Below are 15,094 nucleotides of genomic sequence, written 5' to 3'. Positions count from 1 at the left end.
CCAGATGGTCACTGCCCTTGTAAACGGTTCAGTGCCACGCGACCAGGCGCACCCAACATGACATGGTCAGTGCTTGAAGGAGTCCTTGGTCCTCTCTTTCTCGCCCCGCATCTTGCCCCGTGCTTCGAGGGCAGCGCCCTTTGCTGCGAGCGTATCTTTGTGCACCGCGTGGGCCGCCTTCCGCACCGTCTTTCCAACGACCTCTTCGGCTTTTGCCTTGACTTTCTCTCCAGCACTCATTTCAGTACCTCCGCGCAGTCTCTCTGGCCACGTGCCCTTGAGGCATGAGGCAAAACCAAGTCCCGTAGGTCTGGAGGGCAGCCCACCCCGACACGGCGCGCAGGTGTATCGCAAATAGTGCGTGATCAATGAGTGGGAACGAGAGAGCGGGACCCAGTGAGGCTGGGGACCCGCTGTCGATATTCACGCAGGTCAGCGGACAATTTACGCCGTTACCCGGCGAGTGCCCCCGGCTCTCGCCCAGGCGGAGCGGTTCGCGAAAGACGACTCCGACGGGGGGTGGGGTCGGGTTGCCCGGGGGAATCGCACCTGGAGCCGCCCGACCCCTCATGCCGGTCCTGAGCGCCAGTGCGGCGATGCGACCCGCCCCCGCCGTCAAAGATCGACCGCGGCACGTAGAAGCAGGTGCAGTGGACGTGGTGGACAACGCATCTGGAGGACACGCCGGAAAGAGCGTCGTCGTCATGTCACGCGTCGGGCCCGGTGGCGGACCGCGCGGAGCTGGACCTCGCCCGGAAGGCTGCTCAGGCTCGCGGATTCTCGCGCGTGGCGCAGCGTTTCCCGGCTCAGTTGCTCCAGGGCTTTCGTCGGTTCGGCGTGCGCTTCGAGCTGTAGATCTACTCGCGCGACAGGTGCATCGGGTCTGCCCGTCAGCCGTACGTGGGCCTGCGCGACACCGTCCATGTCTTCAGCCTCGGCGCACAGGACAGACACCAGCGCTCCTCCCCGCAGCCGGGCGCCTTCCCCATCGCCACTGTCGACGAGGATCATGGCAAGGCGGTGCCTGCACAGTTGGCCCAGCAGCCACCACAGCAGGAGGATCAGCAGCAGGGCCAGCACGGCAATGACGACGGGCCACCACCACAGCTGGTCCCGGAACCGAGTCCGCCCCTCCACCCCGAGCACCACATCGTGCGGCCCCCGGAAGGGCCACCAGGCGGGCACTTGGAAGTTCCACCGTCGCTGGAGGTCGAGCCCGCCGAGCAACACCGCAGCGCCCAGCGCGAACAGGCCGGCCCCGATCAGCGCCAGCAGCACCCGGTTGACCGTCCTGATCATGTGCTGTCACCTCTTCTTCGGTCGCCGGACGTCAAGGGACAGAGCCGGCGGCCGGGCGAGCCCGAGTTGCTGTAGGCCGTTTGCCAGTGCCGATTCCAGGTCTGCCCGGACCTCTTCGAGATCACGGAAGTGGGACCGGATCCTCGCTCTGATCTTGTGGCGGCCCACATCGATCCGGACCGACTGGACGCCCGGCACCTCCATGGCCCGGTCGCGCAGCACAAGTGCGACGGCGGAGCGGTTGAGCCCGGATCGAAGGTCGGCAGCCCGCGTATCAGCGGGCGGCTGCATCGGCAGCAGCCGCCGTAGTCCCGGGGTCACCGCAAGGACCAGCAGCCACAGGCCAACGGCCATCGCGAGCGCTGCGCCGCCGATCATCCAGCCGTCGTCGAGGGGACGGGACGCCAGTTCGTCGGCGAGACTGCGCCGCCAGCTCATCGCCGGCCGGCCGACCCGGACGGCCACCACGTCGTACAGGAGGAGACCGGTGACCGCGGCTGCGAGCAGGGCCACGATCGCGGCGGGCACGCGCCGCGTGGACCAGAACCGGCGCACGTGCTGCCCACCGGATGCCGGTGGGCCTGGTCCGGACCTTCCGGCCTTGTCGGCCAGGGTGGGACGAGGCTGCTCGGTGTCGTCTGCCGCAACTCGCTGGGTGGCAGCCTCCGGCTGCTGTTCGCTCATCTGGTCCTCCCGGTCATCACGCCCCGCGTGTGTGCCGAATGCAGCCGCTCAACCGTCACCACGACTTGTTGAACCTTCACGCCCGCCAGTCGGCTGACTTGCTCGCTGACCGCGCGACGGACCGCGCCGCACTGGGCACCGATGTCGGACGGATATCCCAGCTCCACCACGATGTGCACCCGCGCCTGGCCAAGCGCATGCTCCCGCTCGGGCGCAGGGCGCACCGACACGGTCGCGTGCGGCTTCGAGCGGCCGGGAAGGACGGACGGCGCCGACTCGCCAGATCTGCTCAGTGCCTCACGCGCCGCCTGCGAAGCGATCTTCGCGACGACTCGATCGGCGACGCGGGTCGCACCGCGAGCGCCTCTGGACACCGCCGCCGGAGAGGCGGTCTGCGGCTGCGGCACCGTTCACCGCCGCCGGTCGACGCGATCACGGCTGCGGACGAAGCGTCCGAGCTCAAAGTCACCGTCCGCAAGCCCTCCGGCGACGAACCCCACGGCGCCGAGCGCCGCCACCAGGAGAAACGCCCCGAAGCCGCCGAAATAGCCGGCGAAACCGAGCCCCATACCGGCAAGCAACCCCACCACGGCCATGCTCATCGTGCACTCCTTCGCGATTCACCAGGCCGGCTACCGCAGCCGTGGCTGCTCTTCCTCTTCTTCCTCTTCGTCGGGGAGCTTCACGTCGCTGACCGCGATGTTGACTTCCACGACTTCCAGGCCCGTCATCCACTCGACAGCGGAGATCACGCTCTCCCGCACGGCGGCCGCCACGTCCGCGACCGAGACCCCGTAGTCGATGACGATCTCCAGATCGATCGCCGTCTGCGTCTCGCCGACTTCGACTTTGACGCCGCGCGAGACGGACTTGCTGGTACCGGGCACGCGCTCCCGCGCGGCACCGAAGGCCCTGGAGATGCCGCTGCCCATCGCGTGCACACCGACCACATCACGGGCCGCTATCCCGGCAATCTTCTCGACGACGCCGTCGGCGATGGTGGTCCGGCCCCGTGCGCCGGGCTCGACGCGCCCCGCCGCGACGTCTTTCTTGGCGGTCTCCTCCGCGACCTTCATGCCGACGGGAGCGCGCTGGTTCTGCTGTCCCATCTCGGTCATAACCGTCACCTCTTCCGCCTTTATGGACCTTTCGTACGAGTCCCCACGTTAAGCTCGATTAGTCGGTAATCAGAAAAGTCCGGGACGTAGCCCTCTCCCACTCAGCGGATGGCTTGAGCGGCCGCATGAGAGGTGGTTCCAGCGGTCTGGACACAGGGCGATACGGAAGGGGCGTGAGCCGATGGCATCGGACAGGTGGGCGCCGACCGTGCGACAGCAGATCGGCCGTGGCCGTCTCCTCCCGCTCGGCGGACCTGAGGACGGTGCCTGGATCACCGAGAGCGCGGTCGGCGAGGTGCTGAGCCGCGCGGCCTACGAGGCTGGGGCGTACCTGGGCGCGGTGCGCGTCCGGCCGGCCGACCCGGAAACAGCGGTGGAGCCTTCCGTTCCGGCGCCCTGGACCGCACTGCCGCCGGGACGGCTGCGCATCGAAACCGAATTCTCGGCACCGGTCGGGCAGCCCCTGCCAGACTCCGCGGAGCAACTGCGGCAGGCGCTGTTCACCGCGGCCCACGAACGCCTAGGACTGGTGACCGCCGCGATCGACCTGCACGTGACAGACCTCCTGGACGACCCAGCCCCGGCAGCCGGGACCACGCCACAGCACCCCTCCCCCATCACAGAGGCCCGAACCGGGGCATCCCACGTCGCGGCTCCAGGCCCCCCGCAGCCGCCACCGGGCGAGAGTCCGGTACGAGCACTGGCCGTACTGCTGGCCGATGTAGCGGCGGCCATACCCGGCGTGACCCGCTTGGCCACCGATTCAGGACCACTCATGCCCCGCACCGGGGAAAGCCCCGCTCACCCCGTCCGCATCAGGGACAGCAGTGAACCCCCGGGGAGACACGTCCAGATCGAGCTGGCGACCGACGAGACCCATCGTTGCCTCGACGTCGCCCGCGCCGTCCGCGCAGTCGTGACCACGGCGGCGACAGCCGACGCCCCCGGCCCGGTGACCGTCGCCGTCATCGTCACGGCAGTAGAGGCCAGGGGCTGACGAACCTGACCGGCGAGACACCCCCCGAGTCGGCGGCTTCGATAGCGGCCGGCGCGACGACGCCGGCCGCTATCCCTGGACTCGAGGCTGATCTCCGAAAAGGTCCGGCGATGCCCAGAACGTGCGGACCGGCACGCCGGCTTTGCTGATACGAGGAACTCGCCGGTCCCGAGTCGCGTCGTCGACCGCTGGGCGCCACGGAGCACAACCCGGAAGCCCGGCGCGCTCTGCTTCACAGACGGCTTGATCGAGGAACACCACCAGCTCCTGATCCCAGGTAGGGATGAGCTACAGGATGTCGCTCTGCGCGGTGGGAGCGTAGGCGCGATCCAACCCAGACCAGGCAAGCCAACGAGGCGTCGGCCCACGGTGGCGGTCGGCACACGCTCAGGTCTGCTGAATCCGGCGTCGGCCGGCGAGCAGCCGCTGGGCTGCGGAGAGTACGCGGGCCGTACCTGCGGTGGCGTGGAGCGCCGCGCGGGCCGCGTTGGCTCCGCACGCGCCATGGACTCCTCCGCCCGGGTGTGCGGAAGCCGACGCCAGATACAGGCCCCGGACGGGAGTTTCAGGGCGTCCGGTACCCGGCACCGGGCGGAAGATCAACTGCTGGTGCAGGCTGGCAGTGCCTCCGTTGATCGCACCGCCGTGCAGATTGGCATCGAGGGCTTGGAGCGTCGGGGGTGCCAGGATTCTGCGTGCCCTGATCAGCGAACGGAACCCGGGGGCGTAGCGCTCCACATGCCGTTCCATGCGGTCGGCCATGGCTTCCTGCTCGCGCTCGTCCCACGTGCCGTGGATGTCGTCCTCGCCGGCGTCGGCGGTGATGGTCTGGGCGGCAAATGCTGCTCGTTCACCAGCCCGCCATAGAGATCCGGCGCGGAGACATCAGCCAGCACACAGCGGCGTACCGGGATCGCCTCCCCGCACGCGGTGCGAACGCCCACGGCGCGGCCTCCTCGGACGACAATTTCTCGTGCAGGTTCGCCGCAGCGCACGGTGCCGCCCAGACGCTGGAAGCGACGCACCAACGCGGCCGACAACTGTCCAGCGCCTCCGGTAGGGACGGGGAAGCCGTGCTGCTGTCCGAGCATGCACATGAGCCATCCGAAGCCACCGCTGCCTGCAGCCTCCGGGGGCAGGTCCGCGTGCAAAGCATTCCCAGCCAGAAGCAAACGCGCCCCTTCACCACGGAACTCCTCCTCACCAAGGCGTTTGGCGGGCAGCACAAGTGAACGAGCGAGAGCAAGACCGCCCGGCACCCGGAGTCGCCGAGCGAGGCGGGCACCGGCCTTCAGCGGGGGAAAGGGGGTGAACAGCGTGTCAACAAGATCCCGGCTGATCTCGTGCCACGTAGCGCACATGCGCGACCAGGCCTCGCCGTCCCCGGGAGCGAAGGCATCGAGTCCGTTCGCGGTCTGGTCCTGTGACCGCTCGATGACGGCACACCGTCCGTCCGGCAGGGGATGAGCGAGGACAGAGGGTGCATGGGACCAGCGCAGGCCTTCGGCCTGCAGGTTGAGGCATTGAATGACCGGTGACGCCGCAGCGAGCGGGTAGAAGGAACTGAACACGTCGTTGACATAGTCAGGATGGACCCCGCGGTCACTGCGGACGGCGCCACCGGGCTGGCTTTGAGCTTCGAGGACCTCCACGCTCCAGCCCGCGTCGGCCAGGAGATTGGCAGCCACCAGACCATTCGGGCCCGACCCGACAACCACAGCGTCCAGCACGCTCAGCCCCCTACTTGCGTCGCCGGCGAGCGTTTTTCAGGCGGTCCGGCGGTGTCTGCCTTCGGGGACGTGCGCTCGACGGTTCGCGCCAGGCGCGGCAGCATGCTGCGGTGCCGCAACTGAATCAGCAGGTCCAGGGGCGCTGCATGCAGAACTCCGCCCAGCCCGCGCAGCGGATGCTCATCGACGATGACCAAGGTATGCCCGCCCCAGGGCCGCATTTCGATGGCAATACGCGCCGTGCCCAGGCGACCGCTCTCCGCCTCGAGCTCCAGCCATCGGGGCGGTTCGGTGCGCCGGACCACAGTGCGTCCTTCATACGACCAGGGGCCCAGCCGCACCGAGTAAGCCAGCGCCGCATCGATCTGTGGCCATCGCTCGTCGAGCGCCCATGAGGCTGAGGTACCCACGACCCACTCGCCAAATAGTTCAGGATCCTCCAGTACAGCCCAAACAGCTTCGGGAGGGTGCTCGATGACTTGATGGCGAATCGCCATGACAATCCCCTCATATCTGGGTAAATAGGTCGACGTCGGCTGAGTACCCTAACCTGCTGTGTCGCAGTCGTTACCAGTAGTGTCGACGGCCGCCCACGGCGTGACCAACGGAGCCAAGAATCAAGAGGATGAGCCCAATGACCAGCAGGATGATTCCGATCGTCCACAGGATGCTGATTCCTGTGAGGAATCCGACGACGAGTAGGATGATCCCCAGGATGATCATGTTCGCCTCCAGGAGAAATAGCCCCTTGAAGGCTGAGTACCCCATACCGGAGCTGCATCACAGCCAGGACCTCCCATTCAGCAGGGGGTCCGCCTCGCGCAACACCGCATCAGCGTGCCGTTCGCGGTGCTCCGCGCCGGCACCTTGTACGAACCCAGAACCCCACGCCTCGCTTGACGAAAGACATGGAGGCACCCCCCGGGGGCAGAGGACGCGCCAGCGGCCACGCTGGTTGGCTGGGCGGGTGGGATGATCTTCGGGTTGATCACGCTGGAGGGGGCCGTCCGTGGTGAGTCCGCCGCCGTCGTACAAGGGGCGCCGGTACCCGGTCGAGGCCATGTCGCACAGCGTGTGGCTGCACTTACGCCAACGCCCTGCGGCATCGGCGTCCCCGGCCCTGTGACAAGTGGCACCGCGCCGTCGTCAAAGCCGCCGGCGACGGCGTTCGGCTTCCCGTTGTGCAAGCGCGCCAGGGCGGCACCGCACATCACCAGTACCGCCCCCTCTCGCTCGACCAGCGGGGTTCCGTGGCAGCCTGGCAGGGCCGGATACGGGCGGGCGCGGCAGCGTGCGAGGTCAACCTCAACCAGCCCGTCAGGGCAGGTGAGTAGTGCCGTCTGATCCGACAGTCAGGCCGGGCCCGTCCGCCGGGCCGCCGCGCCCGCCCAGGTCTGCGTCTCCACACGGAGCGCGGATGTCAGGCGTGCGCCGGCGTCATCGCCCACACGACGAGGTCGCCATCCAGCCCACGAATACCCTCGGACAGACACGCCGACGTGCGCATCGTCGCCGCCTCCCCCGAGGTCGCCCGTCATCGCGGAGGTTCTCCGCCTTCGCCGCCGGCGAGCAGCGCAGCTATCCCGCGGGCACCGACGGCGGGACACGTCTCCAGCTCACCATGGACACCACGCGCGCGACGGAACAGGCGCGGTCCTGGCTGGAGAACAACCGCTCCTCGAAGGAGGGCCACCGGGCCACGTGAGCCGGTGGCCGAGAGCGGTCCGTTCGGCCGCTTCGGGGAGTAGCGTGAACTCATCGGGAGCATTTCGCGCACCGGCCCCGATACCGGTGTCGTTCCTGGTGAGCAACGGCACCGGCCGACTGCCAAGCGCAAAGGTCCGGAGACGGGTTCGCACGATGTCCGCCACCACTGACCATCCCCCGCTGCGCGCTGTGCCCTTCAGGGCCCCGACCGCGCGCCTCGCTCTGAAACCCGTGAGTACGTCCCCGGGACGGGTCGAGCTGGACGGCGCCTGGTGGCCCCGCTCCCGTGACCTGGCACACGAACTCTCCGCTCTGGCGGACGTACTGGACCCGCTGTGGGGACGGATCACCCATATCGTCGTCAACCCCCGCCACTGGCCGATCGTCCCGCGCAGGTTGTTCGTCAACGGCCATGTCGTGAAGGTCGGTTGGTTCACCTCGGAGCTGGATCCGCACAAGATTCAGCTGCTGTCCTACACGGCCGGCCGCTGGGACCTCCTGGTGATACCCCCGGAGACCGGTGCCCTCTCGGCCGCCCGACTGATGGCCGCCGCGAGCGCGAGCACCGTCCCGCAGCTGACCGCGACTGCTCTCCTGGCGGCGGAACGGACTGACGAGACTTCCTCGTTGTACGAGGCCGACCACGGCCGGTCCGGCCGACGGGTGATGGGGCTGTGACGGTCGTCGCCACATCCCGGCTGTCAGTGCCCCTGGTGACCGCCGGGGAGTCGGTGGTGGGCCGGATCAGACGTGACCGCCCGAGGCGGCTGCCAGAGGCGGCTGCCATGAGCGGTTCCGCTGCTTCCGCGGTCGTGTCCGGAGGGCTGCCAGCAGGTCCCAACGCCCCGCCCGGGAGCGAGCAGGACGACCGTGTGCGGGGCGGATGCCGCCAGGGCCCTGCGCAGTCGTACGGCCTGGTTGAAGACGAACATCCGGCCGGGCGTTGCGGACCACTTCGCCCCGTTCACCGCAACGCTGCTGATGTGACCCCACGCACGCGGCAACCCGGCGAGCAGCCGCGGGAGTTCCGCGAGCAGATCGTACGAACGAGGCCACCACGCCCCGTCGATGGGCCGGGGCATGCTGACGTGGGGAGCCAGGCGCAGGCGGAGGACGGGGTGGGAGGGAAGCGGGGGTTGCAGTGCGGTGGTCATGAAGGCTCCTGCCAGCTGCCATATGAGGATGAGTGGTTGACGTCAGGCACGACGGGCGGCGACACGGGCCGGCGTCGGCCGGCGCACCTCGTACACCCAGCCGAGGCGTTCGAAGAGGCGGATGACGGCGGCCGATGGGTCGACCTGGCCACGATCGACGCCGTGCCGGGCGCTGGTGGTGTCGGCGTGGTGAAGGTTGTGCCGGCTCTCCCCGAAGGAGAGGAGGGCGAGCGGCCACAGATGGGTGGCCCGGTCGTGACGCCGGGTGCGGAACGGGCGCCCACCGATCACGTGACACAGCGAGTACACGCTCCAGGTCACATGGTGGAGCAGGGCGATACGAACAAGTCCCGCCCACAGAAGGGCGGTCAGGCCGGACACCCAGGTGCCGCCGAGACCGGTGACCGTGTAGAGAACGACGGCCGGCAGGATGTCGGCGGGATGGATGAGGCGCCCCACAGCAGCCGGCCGGCCAGGCCGAGCGCCACGAACGGCAGGGCGACGATCAGACCAAGGACGCCTTCAGGCGGGACGGAAGGGCACACGATGATGTACGACCAGACACGCGCCCAGCAGCCCACGGGACAAACCCGGAGCCCCGCAGAACGCCGCAGCCCGGGCCCGGACCCGCTGCTCCCGTCGGCCGATCGGGACAAGATCCTCCTGCGCCTGAGGCACGCCCTCAACACCTTCGCCGACACCCCGCTCAAGGCGCTGGAAGAGGCCGAGAGCGCCTACGACGAAGCCACCGCCCAGCTCGTGAACGCCCTCGCGGAACGGCGGCGTCTCCTCCGCGCCGGCTGGCAGGACCAGGCGCCCGGAACACAGTCCGACGAACTCCGGCACGCGCTGAGGCAGTACCGGGAGATCACCCAACGACTGCTCCGCATCTAGGCGACCACAGGTCCGCGCCGAGACTGAGCGCGGAGTAGTGTGGACCGTACCGAGGGCATTTCGCACACCGGCTTCCACGCCGGGTCGTTCTCGGCGAGAGATGAAACCCGGGTCGCCGCGAAGGCGGCCCGGAGACGGGTCCGCATCATGTCGGCGACCTTGCACCAACTCCTGCCACACCACGAGCCCGTCGCAGCCCCGGCCGCGCGTCTCGCGCTGAAGACCGACGGCACCTCCCGCGGACTCCTGGACGGTGCCTGGTGGCCCCGCTCCCGGGACCTGCTGAGTGAACTGCCCGCACTGACCGATGTGCTGGACCCCTTGTGGGGCCGCATCACCCGCATCGCCGTCAACCCGAAGTACTGGCCGGTCATCCCGCACGAGATTCCCGTGGGCGGTCATGTCGTCAAGGTCGGCTGGTTCACCCCTGAAATCGACCCGCACAAGCTGCTGCTGCTCTCCTACGGCACCGGCCGCTGGGACCTGCTGGTCATCCCACCCGAGACCGGAGCGGAGTCGGCGGCCCGCCTGATGGCGGCCGCGTCCGACTACGACGGCCCCCCACTGACCGCGAGCGCACTCATCGCCGCAGACGAGGCCCGACACGCCGTCTCCGCGGCCGACCGGCCACTCGATCCGGACGAAGCACGGCAGTACGAGGGCGGCGCTACCTCGACCTCCGCGGCCGTTCCGGCACCCGCCGGTCGCGTCAGTCGCCTGATCATCGGCATGTGAGACGGCCGCCCATGACCACCCTCCTGATGACCGCCGACTTGGTGGTCCTCATCGCAGCGGCGGCATTCGCGATCCACCGGCTCAACATCGAGCACGCGGAAAGAACCGCCGTGCACCCGAACAGCCGCGCCCTGCCCGAGCACCGCGGCCGCGGCACGCCGCAACCCCCGGTGGGACCGGACCGGTCCGAGTCCCAGACCACCGGCGAACGACGGGACCACCGCGACGGGGGCCGCGGCCGCTTCCCACCGGGATGCCACCGCAGCCGCACCACTCACCACAGTTGACGAGGCGACGTTCCCGGCCCCGCGCACAAACCGTCGACTTGGCTCGTACCGACCGGTTTCGGCCCTGCCTCACGCACGACGCAGCCACATGCAGGAATCTCGGCCGACGGGTCCCCGCAACACGTCCCCGCAACACGTCCCCGCAACACATGGTCCTCGTCCCGGGGAGCATCACATGCAAGCCCTGATCGTTCTCATCGTAGTGATCGGCCTCTTGGCCCTCCTCGGCCTCGCCCTTTCCGTGAAGGTCGTCAAGCAGTACGAGACGGGAGTGCTGTTCCGCTTCGGCCGACTCGTCGGAACACGGTCCCCGGGGCTGCGGTTCATCATCCCGTTCGTCGACGTCCTGCACCGGGTGTCGCTGCGGGTCGTCACCATGCCGATCCAATCCCAGGGCATCATCACCCGGGACAACGTAAGCGTCGATGTGTCGGCGGTCGCCTACTTCCGGGTCGTCGACGCCGTGAAGTCGGTCGTCGCCGTCGAGAACGTCAACGCGGCGATCAACCAGATCGCCCAGACCACCCTGCGGAAGGTCGTCGGCCGGCACACGCTCGACGACACGCTGTCGGAGACGGACCGCATCAACCTGGACATCCGCCAGATCCTCGACGTCACTACCGTCGACTGGGGCGTGCAGGTCACGCTGGTCGAGCTCAAGGACATCCAGCTGCCGGACACCATGAAGCGCGCCATGGCCCGCCAGGCCGAGGCCGAGAGGGAGAAGCGAGCGAAGATCATCAACGCGGAGGGCGAGTCCTTGGCCGCCGCCGCGCTCGGCGACGCCTCGGACACCATGATGGCCCACCCCCTGGCGCTTCAACTGCGCAATCTCCAGAGCCTGGTGGAGATCGGAGTCGACAAGAACACCACCGTCGTCTTCCCCGCCCCCCTCATGAGCACCATCGGCGAGCTCGGCTCCTTCCTCGCCCGGGAAAGTGCGGCCGCTGCACTCTCCGCCGCGGCGCCACCGGCCGGCAACGCGCCCGGAACCGCAGCGTGACCCGACCACGGCCCGCACCACCACCGCATACCGCGGTGGTGGTGCGGGCGAGCGACGCGTGCCACCAGGGCGGACTCGTGGCCGCCGCCTGTCGCGCGCGTCCCGGGCATCGGCTGATGATGGAAGTACGTCCGAACACGCGGAGCTGATCATGACGGGTTGGCGGGTCAGGGATTACACCCAGGACGATCTCGAAGCGGTGATCCGCGTCGATGCGGAGAGCAGCACGACCGAGGAGCCGCCGCTCTTCCCGCTCTCGGACGCCGTGACGGCCCTCCAGGCCCGCCACCCGGCTGTGGTGGCCACGGCCGACGACGTGCTGATCGGCGCCGCGGTGAGCAGGGTGGAGGGCGAACGGGCATGGATCCTGCGCATCTGCATGGCGCCCGGCTGGCGGCAGCGCGGGCTGGGCAGTGCCCTGATCACCGCCCTTGAGCAACGGCTCTTCGCCGACGGCGTCCGGGCGGTGCACGCCGTCCTGCCCGAGGGCGAGACCGGTGCCGCCGCCCTGCGCAACTGCGACTTCGGCGCCCGCCCCGGGCTGGTCTTCTTCGAAAAGCGCGGGCCGGTGACTCCGCAGTCGGCCGGCACGCTGTCCTCGCTCGGAGCGGAGCTGCCGCCGGGGGGGACTGTGGCAGAAGGTCGCGGGCATGCAACGGGAGAAGCAGCTCATCGAACGGCGCCTGGTCCTGCCGCTGGCCCATCCCGAACTGGCCGCCCAGCACGGAGTGGAACTGCCACGGGCGGTGATGCTGTTCGGCCCGCCAGGGACCGGCAAGAGCACGTTCGCGCACGCGATCGCCAGCCGCCTGGGATGGCCCTTCCTCGAACTGTTCCCCGCCCGTCTGGCCGCCGAGTACGGCCTGGCGACCGGGCTGAACCGACGCTTCGACGAGATCGCCCGGCTCGACCACGTCCTGGTCTTCATCGACGAGGTCGAGGAGATCGCCGGCGAACGCGGCGGCGCGGACGCGACCGCTGTCGGAATCGTCAACGAACTGCTCAAGGCGATCGTCCGGTTCCGAAGCCACGACGGACGGCTGCTCGTCTGCGCCACGAACAACGTGACCACGCTCGACTCCGCGTTCCTGCGGCACGGCCGCTTCGACTACGTGCTGCCGATCGGCCCTCCCGACCACACCGCCAGGACCGCGCTGTGGAAGAGCTACCTGGCCCGAGCGGGCGCGCGGGCCGACAGCGCGGTACTCGCGTCCGCCAGCGAGGGATTCACCCCCGCCGACATCGCCCACGCGGCGCGAACCGTCTCCCAGGCCCAGTTCGAGCGCACCTTCGACACCGGAACCCGGGCCGCCCCCACCACGGACGACTACCTGGACACGATCCGCGACACCAAGCCCACGGTCAGCGCCGCCATGGCCCATGAATTTGCCCAGCAGACGAAGAAGTTCGCCCGCATCTAGCGTCCAGGCCGACGGGGAGCCGATCTGCGACGGAGGTTTCAGGTCGGCGTACGTGGCGTGTCGCTGCCCGTATCGATGAGGATCTGTTTGGCCTCGGTGACGTTGTCGGCCCGTACGGCCCTGGCCATCGCGGCGCGTGCCGCGTCGGGCGACGTGTCCGGAGGGACCAGCATCAGGGAGAAATGGTCCCGGTCGCCCCGGGTGATGAGGACGGTGTCGTCACCGACCGGGAAGGAATCGATGTGCACGACTCGGTCGTCGACCACCACCCGGGTCGGCAGTTCGTCCCAGGCGCTGCTGTCCAGACCGACTCGGGTGACAGGCCCGAGATGCTCGGTCAACGCGGTGATCAGCGAGGGAAGCTCGGCGCCGATGTCTCGTGTCCGCGGCCACCATGCGCCGTCCAGGATTCCCTCGCGTGCGTGTGTCGTCTCCAGCCGCAGAAGAGCCGTGCCGGGCTTCAGCGACCGGTGGACGGTGTCCGGCAGGAGCCTGGGGAGGTCGGGGGTGTCGGAGTCGGCCATGGTGTCCGCCCGTCCGCAGAGAGCAGTGCGACCGCAGGGCGTGCGACCGCGATACGACCCTGCTACCTCACCGTACTCCGTACGACGCTCGCGCAAGCGCTTCGCCGCAGGGCGCGGTTACGGAAACAGGCAACGGCTCCGGCGTATACCCGCCGGAGCCGCCCTTCCGGGTCATTGCACGTGAGCGTGCGCCGACCCGCTTTCCACATTACGCCAAAGGGATTACTCCGGCATAAGCAATCCATGCGAAGGTTCACTTCGGTCCGAGAAGCCGACGCGGCGGCTCAGCCACGCCCTTCCTCTTCTGTCTCCATCTGCCGGATCCCCTGGTGCGTCAGCGTGATCATCGCGGGCGTGTTGCCCCTCCCCCAGTCCACGACGACCCAGCCTTCGCCCGCCAGGTACATACAGGCAGCAGCCATGTCCTGCTCAGGGATACCGAGGTCGGTGCGGAGCTTCGCCCCATCGACGCCCAGGAGGCGATTGCCTTCGGCGGCTTGGTACAGAGCCTGCATGATCCTCTCGCGGTACGTCTTCCGGTCTCGCAATATCGCCATGACGCGCCTTCCTCTACCGCCCGCGGTCGGGCCGAAGTCGATGTCATCCGCGGTCGCCGTCGCGGTAGGGCGCGTCGGAACGGTCGCATCCACCGCCGACCGACGCTGCCTCCGGGTCCGACGCCCGATCCCCGGCAGAACATCGCTGTAGTGGAAGGCGGCGATCCGTTCGTCGTGCTGACCGTTGAGCCGGTGAATCAGAACGACCCCGACGGCGATCAGAAGAAGCAGCACGGCCACGGCAATGACAGTCATGGTTCTCTCACCTCCGCCGACCGCCGGGCGCACGCCCTGCCGAGCCGATGGGCCGGGGCAGGGACGAGGGCCGACCTGCTCCGCCGTCGGTCTCCCACGCTTCTTCCCTGATTCGGGCAGCGATCCTGTCTGCTGCTTCCTCCCGGGCCGGGGCATCGATGCCTACGCCGGCCACCAGCCGCGCGGCGGATCCTGCTCCTCGGTGGACCAGCCCACATGCACCGTGCGCCCGGCGACGGACACCCAACGCGGGATGACGGGCCAGTGGACCGGATTCACCGTGACACGCGTGATGCGGCCCCCGATGTCGCCCAGTGCGGCTGTCAAGGGGGGCAGCGCACGGGTGAGTCACGGGAGCGAGGCCACCACGTGCCGTCGAGCCCGCCCTGCGCGGGCGTCAGCGACAAGCGGACCGGCAGCGACGGCGCGCGCCTGCCCGATGTCGTACGGTCGATGGTCACGAACATGGCGCGAACCTGCCCCGGGCTCGTGAGCGGCCCGGCGTTGTCGATCACCGGAAACGGCACCCGCAGCGGAGCCGGTGCGCGAAGGACTCCCGGTGCCTTCACCCTACTCCGCCCGCCGGCCCGAAACGCCGCAGCTGACCTGGTATTTTCCTGCCTTCGGGACCTGGTACCGGGTGCCCGAGGCTGGGGTTCTGGCCGTAGTAGCCGATGATCGCGGTGGGTACGGCGATGATCGCGAGCCAGCTCGTCATTCAACCTCGCA

At 68.9% G+C, this 15,094-nt stretch carries 18 protein-coding genes and 4 pseudogenes; 8 read left to right on the top strand and 14 right to left on the bottom strand.

Going from position 1 to position 15,094, the window contains the following annotated elements; all coding sequences use genetic code 11:
* Positions 1–66: 66 nt before the first annotated feature.
* The 6 genes from ACFY1J_RS41020 to ACFY1J_RS40995 form a co-directional block, all read right to left on the bottom strand.
* Complete coding sequence (locus ACFY1J_RS41020; RefSeq protein WP_390711851.1) at positions 67–240, bottom strand: hypothetical protein; 174 nt, start codon at positions 238–240, stop codon at positions 67–69.
* A gap of 462 nt (positions 241–702) precedes the next feature.
* Positions 703–1,299 carry an alkaline shock response membrane anchor protein AmaP gene (locus ACFY1J_RS41015; RefSeq protein ID WP_390733006.1) on the bottom strand — a complete coding sequence of 199 codons (597 nt, stop codon included), beginning with the start codon at positions 1,297–1,299 and terminating at the stop codon, positions 703–705.
* 6 nt (positions 1,300–1,305) lie between these two features.
* Positions 1,306–1,983 (bottom strand): DUF6286 domain-containing protein, encoded by a 678-nt coding sequence (locus ACFY1J_RS41010; protein WP_390733005.1) that lies wholly within the window; start codon positions 1,981–1,983, stop codon positions 1,306–1,308.
* The gene (locus ACFY1J_RS41005; RefSeq protein ID WP_390733004.1) at positions 1,980–2,390 is read right to left on the bottom strand and encodes an Asp23/Gls24 family envelope stress response protein; all 411 of its coding nucleotides are present in this window, start codon (positions 2,388–2,390) and stop codon (positions 1,980–1,982) included. The genes ACFY1J_RS41010 and ACFY1J_RS41005 overlap by 4 nt, the downstream gene beginning before the upstream one ends.
* A 3-nt stretch (positions 2,391–2,393) precedes the next feature.
* The gene (locus ACFY1J_RS41000; RefSeq protein WP_390711847.1) at positions 2,394–2,585 is read right to left on the bottom strand and encodes a hypothetical protein; all 192 of its coding nucleotides are present in this window, start codon (positions 2,583–2,585) and stop codon (positions 2,394–2,396) included.
* A gap of 30 nt (positions 2,586–2,615) precedes the next feature.
* Entirely contained in the window at positions 2,616–3,059 is a 444-nt protein-coding gene (locus ACFY1J_RS40995; RefSeq protein ID WP_390711912.1) for an Asp23/Gls24 family envelope stress response protein, read from the bottom strand.
* 223 nt (positions 3,060–3,282) lie between these two features.
* Here ACFY1J_RS40995 and ACFY1J_RS40990 point away from each other — a divergent pair, with 223 nt between their 5' ends.
* A complete protein-coding gene (locus ACFY1J_RS40990) occupies positions 3,283–4,098 on the top strand; it encodes a hypothetical protein (protein ID WP_390733003.1) in 816 nt (271 codons plus the stop codon).
* A gap of 387 nt (positions 4,099–4,485) precedes the next feature.
* Here the strand turns inward: ACFY1J_RS40990 and ACFY1J_RS40985 are convergent.
* From ACFY1J_RS40985 to ACFY1J_RS40975, 3 genes and pseudogenes are all read right to left on the bottom strand, one after another.
* Positions 4,486–5,828, bottom strand: a pseudogene (locus tag ACFY1J_RS40985) (phytoene desaturase family protein).
* 2 nt (positions 5,829–5,830) lie between these two features.
* The gene (locus tag ACFY1J_RS40980; protein ID WP_390733002.1) at positions 5,831–6,325 is read right to left on the bottom strand and encodes an SRPBCC domain-containing protein; all 495 of its coding nucleotides are present in this window, start codon (positions 6,323–6,325) and stop codon (positions 5,831–5,833) included.
* A gap of 70 nt (positions 6,326–6,395) precedes the next feature.
* The gene (locus tag ACFY1J_RS40975) at positions 6,396–6,551 is read right to left on the bottom strand and encodes a DUF6131 family protein (RefSeq protein WP_390711844.1); all 156 of its coding nucleotides are present in this window, start codon (positions 6,549–6,551) and stop codon (positions 6,396–6,398) included.
* 716 nt (positions 6,552–7,267) lie between these two features.
* Between ACFY1J_RS40975 and ACFY1J_RS40970 the strand changes: the two are divergent.
* Together ACFY1J_RS40970 and ACFY1J_RS40965 are read left to right on the top strand one after the other, a co-directional pair.
* Positions 7,268–7,533 (top strand): annotated as a pseudogene (locus tag ACFY1J_RS40970) (hypothetical protein).
* A gap of 233 nt (positions 7,534–7,766) precedes the next feature.
* On the top strand, positions 7,767–8,213 hold the full coding sequence (locus ACFY1J_RS40965) for a DUF5994 family protein (protein ID WP_390711843.1): 447 nt from the start codon (positions 7,767–7,769) through the stop codon (positions 8,211–8,213).
* 23 nt (positions 8,214–8,236) lie between these two features.
* Here ACFY1J_RS40965 and ACFY1J_RS40960 read toward each other — a convergent pair whose 3' ends face one another.
* Positions 8,237–8,689: a DUF5994 family protein gene (locus tag ACFY1J_RS40960; protein WP_390711842.1), complete on the bottom strand. Its 453-nt coding sequence runs from the start codon at positions 8,687–8,689 to the stop codon at positions 8,237–8,239.
* Positions 8,690–8,731: 42 nt separating this feature from the next.
* Positions 8,732–9,085, bottom strand: a pseudogene (locus tag ACFY1J_RS40955) (acyl-CoA desaturase); the annotation flags it as partial.
* Between the two features lie 150 nt (positions 9,086–9,235).
* Here ACFY1J_RS40955 and ACFY1J_RS40950 point away from each other — a divergent pair.
* From ACFY1J_RS40950 to ACFY1J_RS40930, 5 genes and pseudogenes are all read left to right on the top strand, one after another.
* The gene (locus tag ACFY1J_RS40950) at positions 9,236–9,583 is read left to right on the top strand and encodes a hypothetical protein (RefSeq protein WP_390733001.1); all 348 of its coding nucleotides are present in this window, start codon (positions 9,236–9,238) and stop codon (positions 9,581–9,583) included.
* Between the two features lie 39 nt (positions 9,584–9,622).
* Entirely contained in the window at positions 9,623–10,318 is a 696-nt protein-coding gene (locus ACFY1J_RS40945; protein WP_390711840.1) for a DUF5994 family protein, read from the top strand.
* 11 nt (positions 10,319–10,329) lie between these two features.
* Positions 10,330–10,605 carry a hypothetical protein gene (locus tag ACFY1J_RS40940; RefSeq protein WP_390711839.1) on the top strand — a complete coding sequence of 92 codons (276 nt, stop codon included), beginning with the start codon at positions 10,330–10,332 and terminating at the stop codon, positions 10,603–10,605.
* A 175-nt stretch (positions 10,606–10,780) separates the two neighbouring features.
* On the top strand, positions 10,781–11,608 hold the full coding sequence (locus ACFY1J_RS40935; RefSeq protein WP_390711838.1) for a slipin family protein: 828 nt from the start codon (positions 10,781–10,783) through the stop codon (positions 11,606–11,608).
* Between the two features lie 151 nt (positions 11,609–11,759).
* A pseudogene (locus tag ACFY1J_RS40930) lies at positions 11,760–13,029 on the top strand (ATP-binding protein).
* Positions 13,030–13,067: 38 nt separating this feature from the next.
* On the opposite strand, the gene ACFY1J_RS40925 reads toward ACFY1J_RS40930, so the two are convergent.
* The 3 genes from ACFY1J_RS40925 to ACFY1J_RS40915 form a co-directional block, all read right to left on the bottom strand.
* Entirely contained in the window at positions 13,068–13,553 is a 486-nt protein-coding gene (locus tag ACFY1J_RS40925; RefSeq protein WP_390711836.1) for a DUF5994 family protein, read from the bottom strand.
* Between the two features lie 284 nt (positions 13,554–13,837).
* Complete coding sequence (locus ACFY1J_RS40920; RefSeq protein WP_031029805.1) at positions 13,838–14,110, bottom strand: hypothetical protein; 273 nt, start codon at positions 14,108–14,110, stop codon at positions 13,838–13,840.
* A gap of 417 nt (positions 14,111–14,527) precedes the next feature.
* Positions 14,528–14,692, bottom strand: a complete 165-nt coding sequence (locus ACFY1J_RS40915; protein ID WP_390733000.1) for a DUF5994 family protein — start codon at positions 14,690–14,692, stop codon at positions 14,528–14,530.
* Positions 14,693–15,094: the final 402 nt, after the last annotated feature.

This window comes from Streptomyces sp. NPDC001406, assembly GCF_042895285.1.
Lineage (GTDB): Bacteria > Actinomycetota > Actinomycetes > Streptomycetales > Streptomycetaceae > Streptomyces.
The sequence above is the reverse complement of the archived record's forward strand: the minus strand, read 5'-3'. Positions and strand labels throughout refer to the sequence as shown.